11 protein-coding genes and 3 pseudogenes are annotated in these 20,715 nt (G+C 54.1%); 7 read left to right on the forward strand and 7 right to left on the reverse strand.

Going from position 1 to position 20,715, the window contains the following annotated elements; genetic code table 11:
• Positions 1 to 76 precede the first annotated feature (76 nt).
• Positions 77 to 220 (forward strand): annotated as a pseudogene (locus tag QQL24_RS29075) (transposase domain-containing protein); the annotation flags it as partial.
• Positions 221 to 3,128: 2,908 nt separating this feature from the next.
• Here QQL24_RS29075 and tnpC read toward each other — a convergent pair.
• Positions 3,129 to 3,874 (reverse strand): annotated as a pseudogene (tnpC, locus tag QQL24_RS29080) (IS66 family transposase); the annotation flags it as partial.
• A 265-nt stretch (positions 3,875 to 4,139) separates the two neighbouring features.
• Between tnpC and QQL24_RS29085 the strand changes: the two are divergent.
• The 3 genes from QQL24_RS29085 to QQL24_RS29095 all read left to right on the forward strand — a co-directional run bounded on the left by QQL24_RS29085 (position 4,140) and on the right by QQL24_RS29095 (position 11,007).
• Positions 4,140 to 5,777, forward strand: a complete 1,638-nt coding sequence (locus QQL24_RS29085; RefSeq protein WP_284315804.1) for a cyclic peptide export ABC transporter — start codon at positions 4,140 to 4,142, stop codon at positions 5,775 to 5,777.
• 857 nt (positions 5,778 to 6,634) lie between these two features.
• Complete coding sequence (locus tag QQL24_RS29090) at positions 6,635 to 9,832, forward strand: type 2 lanthipeptide synthetase LanM family protein (protein WP_284315805.1); 3,198 nt, start codon at positions 6,635 to 6,637, stop codon at positions 9,830 to 9,832.
• A gap of 119 nt (positions 9,833 to 9,951) precedes the next feature.
• Positions 9,952 to 11,007, forward strand: a complete 1,056-nt coding sequence (locus tag QQL24_RS29095) for an LLM class flavin-dependent oxidoreductase (protein WP_284315806.1) — start codon at positions 9,952 to 9,954, stop codon at positions 11,005 to 11,007.
• 20 nt (positions 11,008 to 11,027) lie between these two features.
• Here the strand turns inward: QQL24_RS29095 and QQL24_RS29100 are convergent, their stop codons facing one another.
• The 4 genes and pseudogenes from QQL24_RS29100 to QQL24_RS29115 all read right to left on the reverse strand — a co-directional run bounded on the left by QQL24_RS29100 (position 11,028) and on the right by QQL24_RS29115 (position 15,743).
• A complete protein-coding gene (locus QQL24_RS29100; RefSeq protein WP_284315807.1) occupies positions 11,028 to 11,849 on the reverse strand; it encodes a formylglycine-generating enzyme family protein in 822 nt (273 codons plus the stop codon).
• An 823-nt stretch (positions 11,850 to 12,672) separates the two neighbouring features.
• Positions 12,673 to 12,925: pseudogene (locus QQL24_RS36760) on the reverse strand (IS1634 family transposase); the annotation flags it as partial.
• A gap of 1,020 nt (positions 12,926 to 13,945) precedes the next feature.
• Positions 13,946 to 14,683 carry a hypothetical protein gene (locus tag QQL24_RS29110; protein ID WP_284315809.1) on the reverse strand — a complete coding sequence of 246 codons (738 nt, stop codon included), beginning with the start codon at positions 14,681 to 14,683 and terminating at the stop codon, positions 13,946 to 13,948.
• Between the two features lie 355 nt (positions 14,684 to 15,038).
• Positions 15,039 to 15,743, reverse strand: a complete 705-nt coding sequence (locus QQL24_RS29115) for a hypothetical protein (protein ID WP_284315810.1) — start codon at positions 15,741 to 15,743, stop codon at positions 15,039 to 15,041.
• Positions 15,744 to 17,360: 1,617 nt separating this feature from the next.
• On the opposite strand from QQL24_RS29115, the gene QQL24_RS36765 reads away from it, so the two are divergent.
• Positions 17,361 to 17,558, forward strand: coding sequence for a hypothetical protein (locus tag QQL24_RS36765; protein WP_431310771.1), 198 nt, complete (start codon positions 17,361 to 17,363; stop codon positions 17,556 to 17,558).
• Positions 17,559 to 17,927: 369 nt separating this feature from the next.
• Here the strand turns inward: QQL24_RS36765 and QQL24_RS29120 are convergent, their stop codons facing one another.
• Together QQL24_RS29120 and QQL24_RS29125 are read right to left on the reverse strand one after the other, a co-directional pair.
• Positions 17,928 to 18,839, reverse strand: a complete 912-nt coding sequence (locus QQL24_RS29120) for a pentapeptide repeat-containing protein (RefSeq protein ID WP_284315811.1) — start codon at positions 18,837 to 18,839, stop codon at positions 17,928 to 17,930.
• A gap of 32 nt (positions 18,840 to 18,871) precedes the next feature.
• On the reverse strand, positions 18,872 to 19,084 hold the full coding sequence (locus QQL24_RS29125; protein ID WP_284315812.1) for a hypothetical protein: 213 nt from the start codon (positions 19,082 to 19,084) through the stop codon (positions 18,872 to 18,874).
• A 50-nt stretch (positions 19,085 to 19,134) separates the two neighbouring features.
• On the opposite strand from QQL24_RS29125, the gene QQL24_RS29130 reads away from it, so the two are divergent.
• Together QQL24_RS29130 and QQL24_RS29135 are read left to right on the forward strand one after the other, a co-directional pair.
• The gene (locus QQL24_RS29130; RefSeq protein ID WP_284315813.1) at positions 19,135 to 19,308 is read left to right on the forward strand and encodes a hypothetical protein; all 174 of its coding nucleotides are present in this window, start codon (positions 19,135 to 19,137) and stop codon (positions 19,306 to 19,308) included.
• 54 nt (positions 19,309 to 19,362) lie between these two features.
• Positions 19,363 to 19,656: a hypothetical protein gene (locus tag QQL24_RS29135; protein WP_284315814.1), complete on the forward strand. Its 294-nt coding sequence runs from the start codon at positions 19,363 to 19,365 to the stop codon at positions 19,654 to 19,656.
• Positions 19,657 to 20,715: the final 1,059 nt, after the last annotated feature.

A 20,715-nucleotide genomic window follows, 5' to 3' on the forward strand; every position in this document is an offset into this window, starting at 1 on the left:
ATGACGACTTCAGAGATTACGCTTAAAACCAACGATGAAGAGCCGGTGCGGCGGTTCGAGGTTTTCACAGGCTCCGGGCGGCGGCGAACACTGGGCTGTCATTGCCTCCCTCATCGAGACCTGCAAGCTCAACAACGTGGATCCGCACGCCTATCTCAACGAGACGATCACCCTGATCGTCAACGGACACTTGAATAGCCGCCTCGACGAGCTCATGCCTGGGATCATCAACCTCTTGTCGCGAGCCACCCTGTGGCCTAACAACACCGCTTACTATAGAATTCACGAGAGTAAGACACGAAGGGTTGTAAGTGACAAGTCGATCACATGTGTATACATTTAGATATGGTTGTAATGCATGAATTTCTTACTCGAGTATTTCGAAATACCCTCAAAGAATTGGAACGACATTATCTCTCGTAGGTTGGGCCTTCGCCTTACTGAGTTTAGAAAACATTTGCAATTTCCAGAGGATACGATGGTGTTGCAAGAGAGGATTGAACTCGCTTTTCCTGCGCCTATATCATTGAAATTGCACGATAATTTTTGAAGTCCATTGAAAAATGTATAGCAGTTCAGTATCGCTTTGAGGACGTCTGTGTGTCAACCAAAGCGGAAATCAGATCGAGGACGAGCCAAACACAAATGGTCCTCATTTTACGGCGGCTCTTAAACAGAGGCCGCAAAAAAGCTAAAATTTCTTCTCGACCAAATATGGGTCACAATTTCCTGAGGCAGAATTCATCACAGACATATCACGGCTATCCGAATTAAGATGCACTACATCTAGATAAAAGAAGCCACCCGTCACTCTATTAACTTTAAAATGATAGGAAAACATTCGATTTTGCTTCAACTCCCCCTCGCATATTTCTTCACTGCATTTCAATGACAGCTTCTCAGAAGATGCGTTATACATAATCAACACATGGTCTTTACCAATTGGTTTGGCTAACAAACGATTAAATGCGCTTACCATACCGTCTGGACATGTTTGATCACTCGACCAATTTCTCGTGGCCCAGCACTTACGAGACGCAACTTCACATTTCAGCGGTCCGATGTCCGAAGAATATGCAACCGAACATACTCCAGTATGAAAAAGAAAACCGAACGCAAGTAGCGCTAGATATTGCTGACATTTCATCGCAGTACGACTCCTAAGTTCTAATTCTTGAAACCACTTAGAATTCAACGGACGCTAAGCAAGTATCTAGCAGTTTGATGGAGCTCGGCAAAAGCTTCGCCCTCCTAATATAAACGGGACTCCTGAAGGTAACTTAAACAAGATTGCGAAACTAAAAGTGTAATAAATATATCAAAAGCCAAACGGTATTCAGATCAGGGAAGTAATATGTCAAAAAGATCGAAATCCAAAGGAAACGTAAACGCTAAAACTTTTTTACTGCTGTATAAGGTAAGCACCGCCCCTCGTAAGTATTAATGATTGACATGCTACGACCTTCTCTATTAAGTTTAATTTCCTCCGAGTAATAAAAAGCGGCAGCTATTCTATTAACTTCAAAATTATGATCTATGTTACTGCTGTTAGACCCTCCTTGACACTTATCTTCGCCACAGGGAAACTTAATTTCCTTGGAAAAGGTCCCTTGCATAATCGCAATGCTCTCATTGCCGGTCGGTTTCGTTAAAAGGACCCTATAGTAAGGATCCCAGCCGCTTGGGCATGTCTGGTATTTGTCCAGCTTCTGAGAGCCGAGCAATAATGAGAAGCAACATCGCACTTCAATGGCCCAGGCTCAGTGGCGCAAGCAGAAGCATACGGAATTAACGCCACAAATACAATTGCCGTTAAATGCTTGATGACCCTAACGCTAATCAATGGCAACAAATCTCCACACGCTTAACTTCAAGGGCGAGCGATATCCTTGTCTACTGATCATCGCTGCTACTACCTCCCTGATCCGTACTGTTCTCCGTATTAGTATTGGAATAGCTACTGCTATCTTGGCTTGAATCGCTGCCAAACCGATGAAGACTATCTGTAAGAGATTCCTCTCCGCACTGAGCGCAGTTTCGAAGGGCCTCCCCGGCTGTTTGCGCACGATCTCCCTCATACTCTTGTCCAAACATCTTTCTGGCCGCGTTTGAAAACTCCTCGCGGCAGTTGGAGATGACGTTTGAATTTCTGTCGCAGGAAGCGAGCAATTTTGGTGACACTCCCGGGTGCAGAGCAAAAAAAGCCGAAACAAATAATGTGGCTATGGGCATTTGAGACATCTCCATGAGGCGGTTAAGGCTTCACCACGAGAACGAATTGCTATTACACGCTTGGTAATTGTTGCCTATCTTCCAAATTACATTTATTGGGTAGCATCTGCGCAAGTCCCATTTGGGCCGGGGTACACGCAGTGATGTGTTTCGGCACATTGGGCGGCATGCTGTCTACGACCATCCTCGTCGTTACAGAAACAACTGTAGGTGCTACCATCGTTCCGGCGACACTGAAGCGAATAGGCACTTAGGGAACATGTCAACGTAACTATCGCTACTGCTACAATAGCAATACATTTGATCGTACGGTTTGACATGGGCCCTCGCTGCTATTTAATTTTCAGGTCATGTGTCTGTGAGTGACACTTAAGACTGAGGACTCTGCACGCTCTAATAATCTCAACGCCTGCTGCCGATTGGCCTTTAATATTGCACAACTATCGATTGAACTCTATTGCAAAAATTTGTTCGCCTATACGCCTAGGCCGGTCGTCAAGTACCCCCCGTGCCGCCCTCCGGTGCGCCTACGTACAACGCGCCCCTACCTACCTGTGACAGGCGATACGCGCGGTTCTAAGGCCGGGGAAGCGAAAAGCCCAGGAAGCATAGGAAGGCTCTACTTTGTCAAACCCAGGCAACCTACCTCTTGCCCTCACTTGCGAGTCCTGCGTCATCCTAGGGGATTGCAGAGCCATTCTATGCAGCCTGTAAGGCGAGGCTGTAGTGTCGCTCCTATATGGCCCTTTGCTCATAGGAGTGGCGGGGCAATTTCCGGCAAGTCGGAGTGGGGAGTAGGTAGCCGAGAGCCCAGCGAAGCCATTCCTTACAGATACGTGTAGGTACCGAGCAGCTGTCCAGCCCAGGCGGAACAAGGCTCGGCCATGGTACGTATAGGGTATAGGCAAACAACTGCCCCGTCTTGGTCCGCCCGCGTCCCGGATCGAGCACTGGCGCCGTCGTCTCGTCGGCAAACAGCCTGGTCGAGCCCTTCAGGATCGCAAGCAGCCGCTCATGGACAGGGCGTAGCAGGAATGCGGCGCGTCCGACCCAATCGGCCAGCGTCGAGCGGTCGAGATTGACGCCCTGCCGGGCATAGATCTGCGCTTGGCGATAGAGTGGGAGATGATCGGCGTATTTGGAGACCAGGACCTGGGCGACGGTCGCTTCGGTTGGAATGCCACCTTCGATTAGACGAGCGGGCGCTGGCGCCTGCACCACCACGTCCTCGCAGGCCCGACAGGCATGTTTGGGCCGACGCACCACCAGGACCCGGAACTGGGCCGGGATGATGTCGAGCCGTTCGGCCCGATCCTCGCCAATCACATGCAGGGGATTGCTGCAGCAAGGACAGCTCTTGTCCTCGATATCGATCAGGGGCTCGATGCGCGGCAAATGGGCGGGCAGCGAGCCGCGGTTTGCCCTACGCTTGGAAGCCCGTTCTGCCTTGTGCGCCGGCGATATCGCCTCGCCCTCGGCCTCCTTGCTGGCGTCAGTCTGTTCGACCTCCTCCAGGCCAAGCATCAATTGATCTTCCGGAAGGGTCTCGGCGCGTTTGCCGAAGCGATGATGTTGCAACTCGTTGCAACTCCTTGATGATCTGCTCCAGACGTTCGGCCCGAGCACGCTCGGTAATCAGCATTGCCTTGAGAGTGACCGGGTCGTACCACTGTTCAAGTCGGGCTTGAAACCGACAAGCCGGCCCGCCCTTTAATCTTCAAAACGCCACCAAAACCATTAAATGAACGGTTTTGGCGCTAGGGAGGGTATGTCGCGAAAGATATTCGAAGATTGGCCGCCGTAGCCGCCAACGCGTGGCGATCGGTCGCGCGCTACTGAACCTCACGCCTGGACTTGGGAAATGCTTTGAGCGCAATCTACGCGGTAGATCACTCGCGACGATCAGAATGACAAGGCGCTGGATTCTAACTGCGGCTTCTCTCGCCGAAGCCTTGCGGTTGCTGCGGCCGTTTGGGCCGATCGCCGCGCTGGCGACGCTCGTCGGTGGCGCAAGCGGCATCGCAACGGCGTGGCTATTGGCCATCATAAACCGAAGCCTGCACGATCCTGTGGGCCTCAGCGAGGTGCTCGCAAGTTTCGTAGCGCTCTGTGCCCTGAGTGCCGCAGGAACCGCGCTCGCTGGCACGCTGAACAGCACGATGGGGCAACGTCTGGTGGCGGAACTGCGCAAGGAGATCGCGGCCCGCATCCTGCGCACTCCGCTTGCCGTGTTGGAGGCCCATCGTGCCCATCGGCTGATGTCTGTCCTTACGACCGATATCGACAATCTAAGCGTCTTCACCTTCAGTTTATCCGGCTACGCCGTCGCGGCCGCGACCACAATCGGAAGTTTTGCCTATCTTTGGATTCTATCGCGCTCGGCGTGCGGGGTAGCGGTCCTGGCACTCGGACTAGGAATAGTTATGAATAACATTGCCAGGACCACTTGGATTCGCGATTACGAGAGGGTGCGCACGGCCCAAGACGACCTGCACAGCCAATATCGGGCCATCACGGACGGCGCCAAGGAACTCAAGATGAGCCGAGCACGCCGCGGACGAGTTCATGGTGTCCTGCTCGCGGGTGCGGCCGATCGCATCGCCGCCCTGAAAAGCCACGCCATGCGGTTGTTCTGGGTCGCAGATGGCGCAGGTTCTGCGATTTTCTTCGCTGTCATCGGCCTGCTCGTAATCGCACGGCATCGTCTCGGTGTGACGGAAGATGCCCTCAGCGGCGTGGTAATCGTACTCCTATACGTCAAAGGACCGATCACACTCCTGGCGTCCGCAGTTCCGGAGTTCGACCAGGCCCGGATCGCGTTCCATCGAATCGCACAGCTATCCGCCGACATCGCCGACCATGAACCGAATGTGTCGCTTGAGGCAACCGACGGTGCAAAAGCCTATCGGATTGCGTTCAACGCAATTGAGTTACGTAAGGTCACCTATACCTTTCCGGCGTCTGGATCGACAACACCCTTCATGCTCGGGCCTATCGATCTGTCGATACGGCACGGGGAGCTTTTGTTCGTCATCGGAGACAACGGCTCGGGAAAGACGACGCTGATCAAACTCCTGCTCGGTCTCTACGCACCCCAGAGCGGTTTCATCCAGGTCGACGGACAAACCGTCACAGCCGAAACGCGCGATGATTATCGCCAGCTCTTCTCCACGGTGTTTTCCGATTACTACCTTTTTGGCGATCTTGCCTACGGCACCGTGCCGAGTGTAGCGAATGCAAACCTCGAACGCCTCGGCTTGGCGGGGAAGGTCCGTGTGGAGGACGAGCGCTTCTCGACGATTGATCTGTCGACTGGGCAACGCAAACGCCTGGCACTCGTCCATGCATTTCTAGAGAGTCGGCCGATCCTCGTCACGGACGAATGGGCGGCCGACCAGGATCCAGATTTCCGGCGCCTCTTCTACGAAGATCTGCTGCCCGCGCTGAAGGCGACCGGAACCACGCTCATCGTCGTCTCGCATGACGATCGCTACTTCCATGTTGCCGATCGCGTGCTACGCCTGAAGGAGGGCAGGTTAATCTAGGACCCAAAGCAAGCGTCTCATTGCCAATCTTGGCAGGCTGGAAAAGGTCATGCCCGGTGCCTTTGGAACCACCACCATCGGTTGCACTATTCCCCTTCATCGCCGGTTTTGCTGTTGACATGCTGTGGTATTATGGTAACTTTTACTTTAAACTCAAGTATCTTGGTAACTTGGAGTTGACCTGATAGGTGAGGGTTGTTTATGAGCGAGAACACAACAGATGATCTGCTGACATACGACGTCTCTGATGAAGCGCTGGAAGCAGCAGCGGGTGACGAGCCCCAGCTCGGACTGATGTGGGATGCAAGTTGCGCTTCTACGTGCGACAGCCAAAACACGTGTTGCTAACTTAAACTTTGGCGGAAGAGATGCGGGCCGAGGTTCGCTTGAGACCTTTAGCCGTTCAGTGGAAGGCTAGACACACTGTGGTAATACATGCACAAGGGTGGGTGGTGCCGGTAGAACCAGAGGCTTGAGAAAGCGAGCCGCGCAATGTAATGTGTTAGTGCGCGGAGCGAATTTACTAGACGCCCTAATGGTGGAAGGAGTGACTTCCCCTGTCCCTGGTAGCGGTTTGTCGGCAGTTCTTTGATGATCTCCGGGAAACGTCAAACCTAAACTGTCGCCCCCGGCAGCGCTGGGAAAGCGATTATTTGGCTTTAGCAGGCTGCTGAAAAAGTCCCGAAGATACCGGTTTTGAATCAGATTTGCGCTCGGTTCGATTCTGACACATTCCGTGAACAAAGCAGTTTTTAAGCAGCCTGTTAGGTCGCTACGCTACCACAACCTTCTTGCGGTCGCGGTCGGTATCGCTTGATACATCCACCAAAGAGCTGTCCGGCTTTCGAAACGAGCACATGGATCCCTTCTTTGAGCGCTTGATCATCCGCGCGGCAACCATTGACGAAATTCTCTCAAGTGATTTCGAGCCGCTAGCTGGCCAGAAGGACGCCGCCGAATTGGCCGGACGCCGGCTGGCCGCATGGTGCCGCTCCTGCGCAAACGGCGATTGGTCTCTTTTCTCCGCGCGGCTGAAGCGGGACGGTTACGCAATACCCGATGTTTTGGCAAGGTTCGCCACAGTGCGACGCAATCCTCTGGTAGCGCCGCCGCAATGGATCGAAGATGCCATCTGGATTGACGACGCCTTAAGCAAAGCTAAGCACGTCTCCCCCGGCCCTCAGATCCAGCCAGCCCCTTTCGAGCACCTCTTTCTAGGACTCGTGCAACAAGCGGAGGCTCGGCTTTGGCATGGCGTGGATACGGGGGCTTTGGAGAATCTGACTCCATCCGCTCACGCCTGCCTGCGGGAAGCCTTGCTGCATTCGATAAGTACCCTCGCCACCCCGCCAATCTTCGAGCGATTTGAAAGGATGCGCCAAAGCAGGCTCAGATGTTCTGCCAACGGAACCCGGTCCTCACTCTACGATGGCTTCATAACGGAGATGATCGGAGGTGGCCTGCGACAGCTATTTCAAGACAGGCCGGTTCTGTTGCGACTGATGGCCGTGATCACGCGGCAGTGGATTGATACCTGGCGAGAATTCGTCGTGCGTCTACACGCCGATATGGAAACAGTCCGCCGAAGCATTCTCCGTTTAGATACGCTCGATCGGGTTGAGCACGTTGCGGAAGGCCTGTCAGACCCGCACAATGGCGGCCATTCGGTCAAGGTCATCCGGTTCGAGGACGGATCGCGCATCGTCTACAAACCCAAAGACCTACGCCTTGACGTCACTTGGGATGACCTGATCTCAAAGTTGAACCAGGCCGGTCCGCCCCTGTTGCTGAAGACGGTCAAAGCCATCGTCCGGGACGGATATGGCTGGACCGAATTCCTTGAACACAAGGGCTGCGAGGAAGCGGACGACTTCGGGCGTTTTTTCGAACGCGCCGGCGCCTGGCTCGCATTGTTCCACTGCTTTGGGGGTACTGACTTCCATCAGGAGAACATGATTGCGTATGGCGAGCACCCGGTCCCCATCGACTTGGAAACCGTATTTCAACCCACCGCCCATTGGCAGAAATCGAACGATCCGGAGGCTCAAGCCTACGAAGCCGCGATCGAAATCATCTTAAATTCGGTTTGCACAGTTGGCCTGCTTCCGGGCTTCATTAGATTGACGAACGACGAAATGCTAGCGATCGGCGGGATGGTTCCATACCGGAATTTCATAAAGAGCATCACGTGGGACAACATAAACTCAGATGAGATGCGCCCGGCAAGGGAGATCAAGGACAGATCGGATTCCCCCAACCTGCCGCATATTGGAGGTCATTACGCCAAGTTGGATGACCATCGAGCCAAGTTTGCGAAAGGCTTTGGAGATTATGCTCGATACCTGATAGCAAAGAGGGTGGATGGTACCCTAAGTGACCCTTTTACGGCCTTTGCCGGCCTCCCCGTGCGTCGAGTTCTCCGCGCGACCAACTTTTATTACGGACTGATCCACCGCCTACAGAATTTTGGGCCGATGGACGACGGGATAATGTGGTCCGCACAGGCGGATTTCGTATCGAGGTTTACCAACTGGGATCATGCAACTGACCCCTTCTGGCGGCTGCACAGCGCCGAGCGTTCAGCTCTTCTCGACCTGAACGTGCCTTACTTTCTAACGACGAGCGATGGTAATCAGCTTAGCGACTGGACGGGTTGTTTAGTCAGTACCCAGGTGGTCTCCGGCATCGACCGCGCTCGGAGACGCCTTGAGGATCTCGACGAAAAAGAGATCGAATGGCAGCTCGCTGTCGTCGAAGAGAACGCCAATATGTTGTCGCGGTCGGCAGGCCCTCGAAAGGCACCCACCCCGTCGAATGAGCCAAGCATCAGACCGGATGCCGTGGAAAGTCGACAGATTTTTATCACAGAAGCGAACAAGGTAGCCGAAGACCTGGGCAGGTACGCTATCCGCCGTGGAACTGCTGCTGCTTGGCTGGGCCTCGATCAGCGTCACTCGGAGTTTGGCAGGTTCGTCGCCCTCGGCCCCGACGTGTACAACGGCAATTGCGGCATAGCACTTTTTCTTGCCGCCCACGCCGCTGTCACGGGAATGAGGTCTTCCAAAGAACTTGCGCTGGCAGCAATTGCACACCTTCGAAAGAACCTGCGTAGTCGGAATGCAGCCCGTATGGTTCGACTTCTCGGCATTGGCGGTACCGCTGGATTGGGTTCGATAATATATGCGTTCACGGTGATGGCCAGGTGCCTCGAAAGTGACAGTTTGCTCGAGGATGCTCACGCGGCAGCGGAGCTATTTACCGATGATCTCATTGCGGGCGACAGACGACTAGACGTCATGCACGGCAGCGCGGGGGCCATACTCGGACTGCTCAGTTTGCATCGCCAAAGCAGATCCCGCGAAATCCTCGAGCACGCGGTCAGGTGTGGCGAACACCTCCTTGCTCAGCCCCGGCGCGAAATGGGTGGCCGCCTCAGTTGGATCGGACAAGGTCTAGGCAGCGAGGGCCCGCTAAACGGTATGTCCCATGGTGCCGCAGGTTATGCCTATGCGCTTGCTTCCCTCGCTGCAGCAACCGGACGCGAGCAGTTCGCGGATGCGGCGTCGGAATGCGTTGCCTTCGAAAATTCCAGCTACGACGCCGAGCGGAGCAACTGGCCCGACTGGCGAAAAACTGTAAGTTATCCATGGCGCTCGCAGTGGTGTCACGGAGCCACCGGTATTGGTCTTGCGCGCTTAGCCACCATGAAACTGGGAGTTCTTGACCACGGCCTGCTGAGGCGGGACGTCGACAACGCTCTTGCTGGCGCCGAGCGAGAATGGCCCGGTCGCACCGATACAATGTGTTGCGGGACGCTTGGCAACATCGAATTCTTCCGAACCGCAGGTCAGGTAATGTCTCGGGACGATCTCTCGAAGATGGCGTCGAAACGGCTGCTGGACGTTCTAGGTGCCGCGTCATCGAACGGCGGTTACCGCTGGTACGGGACCCAAAGAGCGTTCAATCTCGGACTGTTTCTTGGCCTTGCCGGCGTAGGCTATACCTGCTTGCGACAGGTGGACTCGTCAGTACCTAATGTCCTAATCTGGGAATGATCGCGTTGGTTAGGTTGCTTCCATGCTAGCCTCCGCGCATAAGCCCCGGACCTTTTCCAGCCTCAGAAGGGATGGGTGCTTATGACTGGCCTAGGCCCTCGCACAGGTACTGCCCTGCGATGATTCCGCTTTCCGTGCTCGACCTTTCGCCGGTGACAACTGCCACTTCGGGGGCGGTGGCCCTACGCAATACGCTCGATCTCGCACAGCTGGCCGACCAACTCGGATTCACGCGCTATTGGCTCGCCGAGCATCACAACGCGCGGTCGATCGCGAGCTCAGCGCCCGACATCATGATCGGCCAGGTCGCTGCCGTCACGCAGCACGTCCGCGTGGGCTCAGGGGGGGTTATGTTGCCGAACCATGCACCTCTCATGGTGGCGGAACGCTTCAAGGTGCTCGAGGCTTTGTTCCCCGGTCGGGTCGACCTCGGGATAGGTCGAGCTGCGGGCACCGATCCGGTCACTTCCAATGCGCTACGGCGGCAGGATGTCACCGAGGACGATTTCCTGCAACGCTTCCAGGAACTCGTCATGTTTGAAACGCGCGAGTTTCCTGAAGCGCATCCGTTCCACGCCGTTCACGCGGTGCCGATTGGGGTGCCGTTGCCGCCGATCTGGCTGCTAGGCTCGAGCGGCTACAGCGCCGACCTCGCCGCGACGGCCGGCGCCGGATTCTCCTTCGCGCATCATTTTGCAAAATACGACGCCGCGACAGCGATGCACGCCTACCGCCGAAAGTTCTGCCCGTCTCAGTGGCGCGATCGGCCCTATGCGATACTCGCGGTGCACGTTGTGTGCGCCGAGACCGATGCGGAGGCCGAACGTCTCGCCGCAACCTACGACCTAACCTACGCTCGCAGTTCGCGAGGCGAATATTTGCCGCTCGCCAGCCCGGAGGAGGCGCTCGCCTATGCCTATGCACTCATCGATCGCGAACGGATCCAAACGAACCGCGCGCGCATGTTCGTCGGTAGCCCCGCGACGATTCACAGCCAACTTCTCCCGCTGGTCGAGGCGACCCAGGCTGACGAGCTGATGGTCAGCAGTATGATCTACGACCACGGCGCGCGCCGCCGCTCGTACGAGTTGATGGCCGAACGGTTTGGATTGACTGGAGCCGCACGCACCAACAGCAACCCGCCACTCTATCAAAGGCCGTACTTCGAGAATTAAAGATGTAGCGAGGTCGAAGGTTAGAGCATTCTGGCCACACGAAATCCGACGTCCTTGTCGCGGAAGATGGGAGGGTCCCCATCGCGGTAGGCCGAGCGGAGATACTGAGGATAGCCAATCCAGGAGCCGCCGCGCAGAACGCGCAATGCAGAATTGCCGCCAAACCAAACCGAGCCATCCGACGGCGGGTCACCAACATAATCCTCATGCCAGTTGTCTTCGCACCATTCCCAGACATTGCCGTGCATGCCCCAAAGCCCCAACTGATTGGGTGGGAACCTGAAGGCCGAAGCAGTGCCTGTTATATGTCGGGAAAAGTTCGCCTGCCCCAACGAGATATTATCACCCGTGCTGTAGGCCGTCGTTGTTCCAGCTCGACAGCAGTACTCCCACTCGGCCTCGGAAAGTAGCCGGTAGGCCTTGCCTCCGGATCGTTCCCCGAGCCACACTAGATAGGCCTGCGCGTCGTGCCAACTCACGCAGACCACGGGATGGTCATCCGCCTGAGTGAATCCCGGATCGCGCCAGGATTTAGTTGGATCAGGTTTCCAAGTCATGCCATCCAAAACTGTCGCGCCCAACTCAACGTGATGGTTCGTAGCTCGAATGAAGGCTGCAAACTCACCGCGCGTGACCGGCGCGATGCCAACCGCGAACGCGTGTGCGATCGTCACCTGGTGCTGGGGGTGCTCATTCGAATTACCCTGGCCGGCTGGCGACCCCATCAGAAAGGCTCCTGCAGGAACCACAATCATTTCTGGAGCCTCGGGAAAATCGCGGAAACGATCTCCGGGAATGGAACCGCCCGCGTCGTAGCTTAGATCAATTCGGCCAGCAGTCATTGTTGTGTCGTCCTTGCCGCATCGTCGCCCACAAACCTCTCAGATATACTGACTAAATGGCACATTCGCCAACTTAGCCTTGCGGAACTGGTTCGGCGAGCGCGGCACCAAGGCCGTGATCCCGCCGCGTCGGAACCGCAAGATCCAGCGCGACTATGGAGGTCAATTCGGCCAGGGCCGGGATGCGATTGCGATCGAGCGTGCGAGGGCTGGAAGGCAAAGTCGAATGGCCCAGCAGCACTTGGATGACGCGGTTATCGATCTTCCTCTGTCGTGTTGCCTCACCTAATTTTGTTACCGAATGCCTCACCAAGGATGTTAACCGCTCCCGCACGTGCGCGAGCGACGCAGGGCACTTGGATGCTGATTTCGCCGATGAGCCGCTGCACCGCTTGCTGACCATCCTCAATGCGGTCCTGCGCGACGGCGCCCCTGGAGCCTGGAGACCCGCCATGTCTGAGGTGAGATCCCGGCGTCGTTCGCTTGGTGGCCAAAGTTCCGCAGGCGGTGAGAGGGTCAAGGCCGCAAGCCGCGTAAGCGGTGGCGCGGATGCGCCAGCCTTGACGCTCTCGACGCCTGCCGAAACACTCAAATCAAGCAAATTGACCATTGACCTCCAAGACAATGGCTCACGACATCGGCGAGCTCCATTGCGCATGGCATGCGCCATCTTCGTCCTCACGATGCCTTCCTGGTGGTGAGGGCATCATGACGGCATGGGCGTTCGCCGGTAACATTTTAGGTGAGGCAACGACCCCCGCTCGGTAACATTTCCATTGAGGCAATGCGTCATTCCTCTCCAGAAGATGCGTAGCGAAGCTGTGCCGCACAACAAGGGGCCGCCAATGCGGCGGGTGGCGATGTGGCCAGCCTCCATGTCGCTGAGGATGAGGCCGCGTTCGCTGTGGCGGGCTATCGAAGCGGCAAGTCTGTCGAGTTCGCCGCTGGCGATCAGCGCATCCTTGCGCCCCAGTGCCTTGATCGTGCGCTGGCGGACGATTTTGCCCTCGCGCACGCTCTCTCTCGACCAGATAGAGATAGCGATGGCCCCGGGCCACTCTTTCGACGACGAACATGCCATCGTTGTTACTCAAATCACCGAAAACACAAGCATTCCATTGCGAAATACAAATAAATGTTGTTACATTAGCTCTTTCGTCGCCAAAATCCCAACTAGCAAAATCAATGACTTAGCAATAGTCGTTCGCACTCCGTTCCCACCCAACTGTTCAAGTCGGGTCATGCCATGACGGGGAACAGTTCAGCGTCGACAACCTGCCTAATCGATACCTTGCGCATTATCGATCGATCATTAACATTTCGTTGAATCGGTGGGGCGGAATTGGGAGACACTCCCGAATGAAGGCACACTCATTGGCACGGCCGTTCGGGCGAGACCGCGGGTAGATCGAACAGTTCGCACAGTTGCTTGAAACGGCTGATTGGTCTCGATTGGCCTGATGACGGGCACGTTTCAGTTCGTGCGTGCGGTCTTCGCCGCAGAAATGAGAGCATTACTGGCATCGAGCGCATCTTCGGCAGCAGACTTACTGCAAAAATCAACTTCTCGCGTCGCGAGAGTTTTGCTGCGATGCGTCCAATCGCAAAACAGTGTGAGGGAACAATCCGTATGGCCCGAAGCGCTTCCCCATTTTACCGAGAAGGTGTCATGGAAGCAGTTCCTCCCACCCGCACATTTGAACCTGATACCGTATATAACGTCCGGAACCTGAACGTTCGGACCTATCTTAGTGGGGTGTCGATCTGCGTAGATTGTTGCTGACACAATGCTCGCGAATTCAGCCGACGTTGTGACCGTTCCGATATTTGTGTAACCGTGGTATGATTGCCATTCTTTCTTAACTATTCGGATTCCCAGCTTCTTCTCGTCGCCGTCGTACACTGCCTTTCGCGTAAGCATATAGATCGCGTGGTCATCCTCGTTCTCAACCTGAGGCTTGAGGTTACACGCCAGGGCTGCCTTGAGAAGATCCAATGGTCCGGCCTGGGCAAGAGCTTGACCGCAGGCCATCAAAGAAAAGGAAAGAGTTAGTAGGCTCCTCGAGACAAAATTCCTCATAGGCCCCGCCCCCCGCTTAGTCGTTGCATGTGTTACTGCAGATTCCCCAGCAAGCCCTCCCGGTCAGACCGCAGGCGTTATGACCAACATCGGCGCATTGGGCATAAGCCGATTTATTTTGACAGTTGGGTGGATAGTCGATGCCGCCCCCACCACTGCCGGCGGCTCCTGCAGCACGGCCTACGATCGCCTGGGCGCGCGCTCGCGCCAAGGCAGCTGCTTCGGCTGCCGCGACTGCAGCTCTAGCTTGCGCTTCCGCTGCCGCTCTTTGCCGTGCCGCCTGATCAGCGATGCCACCCTGCCACTTGTTATAGTCGTTTGAAGTCTGTGACGCGCGTCGTAGGGCTTGGTCACTAGAAGGACTCGCGCTAGCGCGCTGCTGAGCTTTGTTTAGTCGCTGCGACCAATCTATCGCAGGCGCGGGTGCTATTTCCTTCTTACTTCTCTCCGCGTCTTTAGCCTCTTCGTTCTGCTTCCGCTTCTTTCTTTCTTCTTCCTCAGCCTTCTGTTGTCGCTTTCTTTTACATTGCGCAATAAAGTCATTATATTCGTTTATCTTCAATAAGTAGCCCGTGTATCTTGATTGGCAACTCGCTATTATTGCGCCGTCTTGGCTCTGCAAGGCGTTATGGCAGTAGTCCTCTATTTTCATGGGAGGCGACTCATCATAAAGATTTTGAGGGCAATCGGCTGCCAGGGTTGGAATAACCCAAAAGAGAAGCAAGAAGCTCCCGAGCGTAAATTTGTAAAGCATTGCACCCTCGCGCTTCTGGCGCGTATCCTCATTTAGCTTAGGCTTCGTAGTGGAACCGTCAACCTATTTATATTGCCGTCCCGCAATTACCCCACAAAACCTCAACCGAGCTCTGGGGGTAGATCAGTTGAGTTTTGCTGCCGCGGAGTAGGGTGCGAGAGGCCCTTCGAATAGCTTGAAAATTTTGGCGCCTTCCGTGGCCTGACCAGCCGGATTTGGGCCGGATCGATTGAAATTATCAACTTGAAACGGAGGGGCTGCACGTCGCCGTGGAGAGATTCATGCCCGAGCAGATCGTCGCGAATACCGAGGCCGATCTGAACTAGTTCCGGCGCTTCAGACTTTGCCATCAGGCTCAATGCTGTCCAATCTTCACCGGACTGGTGTCGCACATGGCTTTCACCTCACGAAAGATCGCAAAAAGTTCTGGAGCGACGTCCTTGACATGATCCTTGTTGATTTGATCAATCTTAGCTTCAAGTATTGATAGCTGACGATCAATTATATCGAGTTGATTCTTAACTTCGTTCTTCGCCTTTGCGATCTCTTCTGACGTCTTGGCGATATCCTGAACGTTTTCCGACAAATTCTTGATAGCGTTTACCGCCCTGACAGCCGGACTCAATTCCGCTCCCTGCTCGTAGAGGATATCGATGGCAAACTTGTCGGCTGCTTCGGTAACCGATTTGTAGGCCGTCTTGCCGTTTTTGATGCCCTCATAAATTCTCAGGGCGCGTCCAGCCACCAATTTCTCTCCCGAAAAGCCGACAGTGTCCGAAAAGAGGTCAGTACATGTCTTGGTGACCTTTGCTAAATAGGTAGCCATCTGCCGGGTGTCGCCGACCGTCCACTCAGCGTTGCTTTCCAAGTCTGTGCGCAGTGCTTTGAGGGTGGTCTGGCCATCCTCGAATGCTTGGCGCTTCTGAGTCCAAGCCTGTTTCGTCGCCGCTTCGTAGCCAGGCTCACTGGTAGGAAGGGCCTTACACGCATTGGCGGCATTTTGCCGGCGCAAGACCTCGGATCGTTGCTGAGACTCTTCTTTATCCTTCTGATCCTCCAACCTCATGCATTCGTTGAACGCGCGTTCGCAATTGATAGTACATCTCAAGGATAGGTCGTTGCTCGGGCAGTCGCAGGTAGGACATCCAGCGACGGCTGGAGTCGCGAGAGCGACACCAACGAGAATAGCGAGCGCAAATGTTTGCATGGACCACTCTCCCCGGGGCGAGACTCAATTACCACTCTCCACCGCATCTATACCATTCTTCTCGACGCGCTGAATATGCTCTCGATCCGAAGTGCTCATGTCGCGCTAACACCGGATGGCAGCAATGTGGTCACAATCGGCGATCAGCCCTGTCAGATCAATTGCGCCCTGTAAGGCCTCTGTCGCGCTGCACTTAATGATGAGACTCCTAGTTTAATGATATCAAGGCCTAAGGCTTGTACTTAATTTGAGAATTTGTATTTAATTTGGGGAGCGGGAAAAAGGTTGGGGTAAGAACTTTGGCGTAGCCGGAGCCTTTATCGGAAAGGATGTTCGGTGACGGCGCAGTTGAGGATGAATGTCTGGGTAGAATTGATCGGTGCTGATGGCGTGACAGAACGTCGGGAAGTCGCAAGTGTTATGCGCGACGTAGCCGGCGCGCGGTTCGAGGATTTTGGGCTCACAGAGCTGGCTCGGGAAATTCGGACAGTACCGCTATTCCCAATGCCCAATGACGCCAACCTTCCGGCAAACTATAGAGCCAATGAGCAGCAACAACGATGGATGCAAACGCCGCGAATGTTCGGTATAGAACTCCGTTCCCGAGATAATCTGCCAAGTCGACTTTGAGGCCGAACCAGGTCTCAGCAACGTGAATGGTTCCCTCAGCCACGACGTAGATCGCCAAAGCTACGCCCAGTACGTCTAAGACTGGGTGATCTCTCCCTCCGAGCATGTGAACCCCCGCTGCTCTTCGCTGAGAGATTGCTGAACGGCACAACAACCTCAATGCGCTAATCTGAAACGGAAATCCTATTGCGGGCCGCGAAAAGAACAAGGTTACGTCAAGCCCGTACCCCGCGGGTTACCGTGGGCGAAATGGGGCAGTTCCGGCCCTGTTTACTTTATGCGCCACACATGTTGGCATTGCTCCGCACCTGGGAAAAATTCTCGGGTTATCAAGACGGAAGGCAAGCATCGATGCCGAGAAGATCAAGGTAATGCATGCCCAAGGCATCGTCGTGTCCGCATTCCCGAAGAGGACGAGAATTGGTCGGGCCGCCATCTACAGGTTATTGCTGTCAAAGGAACAGCCACCGGCCTTAGGTAAGGGGGATTCAGCTGGAGAAAGAATTGAACGACAAAGGCAAAGCCGCTTGCAAGGGCAGGTAAGCTACAAGACAGAAGTTCAGTCGTTCCAGGCGATTGACTGATTGGGGGCGTCGGCTTAAGAGAGCTTTGTAAATCTCGACTTTTTCTGTATAATTCCACTTTACCCTTTTGATATCGAAGGTTATTTTCTTAAATTGGGACCCTCCCAACAATTGTTTATTATTCTATCAATATTGTATACTATTAGACTATTGTCTGATAAACGTCTGTCATGACGTTCGAACTCCTTTTGTGACTCTTGAGTAGACGCAGAGAGAGATACTAGAAGTTCGGTACCATCCCCATATTTCAGTTAAACTGACAGTATATCCGGCAAGAGTTCTTCACATCGAGGCTAACTTTGGTGATGGCATGTATGCACAGCTTTTAAGGCCTGTGTTTAACAACATCCATCCCTGCCTAATCGGGGAAGTGAAGCACTCTACACATAAGGAAATACGTATCATCGATACGATTGAACCTCTGATGGCTAGGCACAAGCTAATCATCGATTAGAACGTTATCTTGGATGATTATCAATCAGTGCAGAAATACGAGACTGCATCGAAGGTAGAAAAGAGTCTCATTTACCAGATGACGCATCTTACCGTGAACCGTGGGTCTCTGAGGCATGATGACCGTATCGATGCCTTGGCAATCGCGATTGCGTATTGGACAGAGAAAGTGGGCATGGATGCCGACAATGGGCTGGCGCGACATAAGAACGAAGTCTTTGAACGCGAGCTGTGTGATTTCATGCGTGCCAAAGACGCCTACAGAGCCAAGTTCGGTGGGCATCAGTCGCGATCAACCCGCAATGCCTTTTTCAAACAAGGCAGCAATGGCCGGTGGTGCTCGAACCTGACAAAAAATCGCGAGTTGTCATCATCTGTCGAAGGGAAGGTACTCATGTGTACAGGGTGCTCCACTGATTTCGTCCTCCCTTGTATATGGTTCTAGGTTCCAAGGGCCTGTACAATCCGAAGGTTTGAACGAAGGTAAATCAGGATCTCCACGGTCCAAAAGTTGGTTGTAAACTTTCCAGCCATGATCATCAGAAATACAAACAGCGCCTTTGTCAATTGCGGTTTGATAGAAATCAGGCGACCAGGAAGTAGAAGCGTCCGCCCCACCATAGACGTTTGTATCGCGTAAACTGACGACTCCCTGAAAAGTACCATTTGTCATAATTCCTCTTAAATCAGCTCTACGAAATATTGTGCCACGGAAAACGGTCCCTCTCATGTTCGCGCCTTTCAGTGATGCTTCGAAGATGTAGGTATTACTGAGATCGCTGTGCCTGAACGTAGCCTTATCTAGGTTAGTTTGGGAAATAAACGTACCGGCGAGGCAAGAGTCGTCCAACTTAACACCCGTTAGATTACCGCCTACAAAGCCCCCATTTGTTATCTTGAAGTGGCTAAGATCAACTCCAGATAAGTCGAGATTACCCAGCGGAATGCTGTCGCTAGCGAGATCTTCAAGGGCCTCAAGGCGGCCCCCCTCTCCAGAGGCTTTGTTGGCAGCATTGATAATTTGCCATGCCTGAAAATGCTTGGCTTTACGTTGGTCTGCGGCTGCTTGCGTTCGTTCGTTGGCTGACAGCATATAGTAAATGCCTGCCCAGATAATCGACAGGCCTCCGAGTAGTTGAATCAGCTCGATTAACGCCCATCTACTGAGCCAATAAACCACCCATTCGGTAAGCCACTCGATAGTAAGTGGCGCAACGAACCATTTGGAGCGTCCATTAATTCTGCTCGAAAAGGTACCCGGTGGTGGAGGCTTATCACCCATGGTAATTCCCCTAGCAGTGAAGCCATGTTAGCTCATTGTCGTGATTTTGCCATGATTTCGCCGACTGCAAATTGTGCTTTGGTTGGCAAACTATCGAAGGCCGGTTCGTAGCCCATTTGTTCGTATCGCTCGCAGGTGATTTCGAACTTGCCGGCGATGCCGTAGTCAACCAGAACCCATTCCATACCAGTCGCTGTTTTGAGGCGATAGAGTCCGCGTATTTTGGGAGGTCGTCGTTCCGTCATCCTGTCCCCGGCTGATGTACACTTGGGCAGCAAAGTCGGGAGGATACGCAATGGATATTGTCGAAAGGTTGCGCGTCTTGGCTGTGATGGTCGATGACAGGCCGGTCACAGAAATCGAAGACCTATTGAATGAAGCAGCCGACACCATCGAGACGTTGCGCTCGATGATCGATCAACGCCAATACGTGCCGCTTGAGAATGCCAAGCCGGAAGGCAGCGCGTAACTCGGCTCGGATGCCTTGTGAGACGCTCGATGCATTTGAGGGACAACCGACGCAATGAAGCTGTTTTTCGATCCTCCGGAATTGCAGCTGATGCACAAAATCAGCGTTGAGGGGGTGGCCGAAAGGACAATCGACTCATTTGGTGGAGCGGAGACTTTTCCGGATTTGGCAAGTCGTGTCCGGGACAGAATGCCCAATGAGCTTGCACCGATGCTCGATCAAATGACCGAGGGAGATAGCCTGTGGTGGTGCCGCAGGGCAAAGCGAGGCCCGCTTTACGGGCATGAAGGTGTCGCACTGGTGCGCCAAGGCCGGGCAATCATCTACCTGCTGATAATGAACTATTAGCGAAGCTTTACCAACGCGACGGCTGGTGAAAATCCCTCATCAGCCTCGATGTTCCATCCCATGCCCCTTCGGTTTCATTGGTTGTGACATAATCGGTGAGGAGGCCACCGATTTGCACGACAAATCATAGAAGGAATTGATATGAGACTAGAAATGCATCAGGTGCGAGGCAAGCAGGCGTATCGGCGCAGGGCGATGTTTCTGAAGCTAATGGGGCTGCTGCAGACGCCTTCCTATGCAAAACCTACGAGGGGTTTGAGCACCGTCAGGCAGGAGTTCCATCGCCAGACTGTATAGATGTCCCGCGTTTTACGAAGGTCGTCTTTCTCGGCTACACAGTCGGCCCAGACCGCCAAGCCTCCGGTCCGATACTTGTATCTTACAAGGGAAAGAACTGGCTATCCCAAGTTGGTTGCCTTCAACTCACCGGGGTTTCAGCGGATATAATCGCCTCGATACCAACACGTGGAAAGTGCAAGGAGTAGCGCCGGCTTGTTCTGCTAAGCGTTTCTGGAAGCGGCCGGAAGGCGGCGCTTAGATTTCCGGACCAACCTTTTGTTCGGCGGACTGGTTCTGACTTGCCTCGAACTCCGCAAGTGTCGGCAGAGTCTTGAAGGCCGGTTTGAATTCCGCAGCCTCATAATCCCGACGCGATACGGTGAACTTGTGTGAGCCAAGCCTCACGCCCGCTCGTTGAAGGACGTTCTCTTCGGTGCGATAAATCCCTCTTGGATAATGTCTGGTCATTGTCGTCAGCCCAATTTCATTTTACCGAAAATGGGAAGTGAATCATGTTTACGAAAGGGGTGGTCGGCACGATTCCGCTTTCGAGGATAGCTTGCGTTCCTTGTCTGTTCTAGTTGAAAAAAATAGTTGAGACTAGTTAAAAGGTGAAAAATAAATATCAATAATTACAACGTCTTAGAAAAAAGTCGTCCTTCGTGACCGAAGACAGGGAACTGTTCTGGGGACAGGACAGGATCGCGCTGCTGATGCATCACGTGGAGGGCAGGAAACGAGCGCGGTGAATGGAAGGCCGGATCGACCGCGTCAAAAGCC

The sequence above is a fragment of the Labrys miyagiensis genome (assembly GCF_030160835.1).
In the GTDB taxonomy this organism is placed as follows: domain Bacteria; phylum Pseudomonadota; class Alphaproteobacteria; order Rhizobiales; family Labraceae; genus Labrys; species Labrys miyagiensis.

Excerpts from the sequence above, each read along its gene's own strand:
- QQL24_RS29110 (WP_284315809.1), bottom strand. The coding sequence starts at position 14,683 with ATGCTTTACAAATTTACGCTCGGGAGCTTCTTGCTTCTCTTTTGGGTT.
- QQL24_RS29095 (WP_284315806.1), top strand. The coding sequence starts at position 9,952 with ATGATTCCGCTTTCCGTGCTCGACCTTTCGCCGGTGACAACTGCCACT.
- QQL24_RS29120 (WP_284315811.1), bottom strand. The coding sequence starts at position 18,839 with ATGGGTGATAAGCCTCCACCACCGGGTACCTTTTCGAGCAGAATTAAT.
- QQL24_RS29085 (WP_284315804.1), top strand. The coding sequence starts at position 4,140 with ATGACAAGGCGCTGGATTCTAACTGCGGCTTCTCTCGCCGAAGCCTTG.
- QQL24_RS29135 (WP_284315814.1), top strand. The coding sequence starts at position 19,363 with ATGAAGCTGTTTTTCGATCCTCCGGAATTGCAGCTGATGCACAAAATC.
- QQL24_RS29090 (WP_284315805.1), top strand. The coding sequence starts at position 6,635 with ATGGATCCCTTCTTTGAGCGCTTGATCATCCGCGCGGCAACCATTGAC.
- QQL24_RS29125 (WP_284315812.1), bottom strand. The coding sequence starts at position 19,084 with ATGACGGAACGACGACCTCCCAAAATACGCGGACTCTATCGCCTCAAA.
- QQL24_RS29130 (WP_284315813.1), top strand. The coding sequence starts at position 19,135 with ATGGATATTGTCGAAAGGTTGCGCGTCTTGGCTGTGATGGTCGATGAC.
- QQL24_RS29100 (WP_284315807.1), bottom strand. The coding sequence starts at position 11,849 with ATGACTGCTGGCCGAATTGATCTAAGCTACGACGCGGGCGGTTCCATT.